At 60.5% G+C, this 425-nt stretch carries 1 pseudogene; it reads right to left on the minus strand.

Annotation, left to right across the window (positions count from 1 at the left end):
- Positions 1-386: pseudogene (locus EN780_RS37935) on the minus strand (carbohydrate ABC transporter substrate-binding protein); the annotation flags it as partial.
- Between the last annotated feature and the right edge of the window lie 39 nt (positions 387-425).

Raw genomic sequence — 425 nt, forward strand, 5'->3', positions numbered from 1 at the left:
TCCTGCTCCAGGAATTGCAGCATGACCGGAGGAAGGGCGGCTTTCCAGCTGTTCTTGGCATAAAGGTCATTCAACGAACGCAGCACGCCTTCCTTGGCCCAGCCCAGTCCTTCGAAGCCGAGGAACTGCATCACCGCAGGCGGATTGCCGGCGGCGACACGAGTGCGCAACGCCTGCTGGGCATTGGCGCCATTGGCGCCACCAACCGCGCTGTCCTGCCACTCGAAGCCCATGGTCTTGAGCTTGTCGGTGATGACTTTCAGGGCCCCGACCTCGCTCGCCGACGTCCAGACATGCAGGCCTTCAATTTTGGTTTGTGCCATTGCCTGGCCCGCAAAGGGCAGTCCCAGGGCAGCGGCGAGCAGCATTCTCTTAAGGTTCGTCATCGTTCTTCCCCTTTTGGAGGTTGAAGCCCGGTCGCATTT

Origin of the sequence: Mesorhizobium sp. M4B.F.Ca.ET.089.01.1.1 (assembly GCF_004022605.1) — a bacterium.
Lineage (GTDB): Bacteria > Pseudomonadota > Alphaproteobacteria > Rhizobiales > Rhizobiaceae > Mesorhizobium > Mesorhizobium abyssinicae.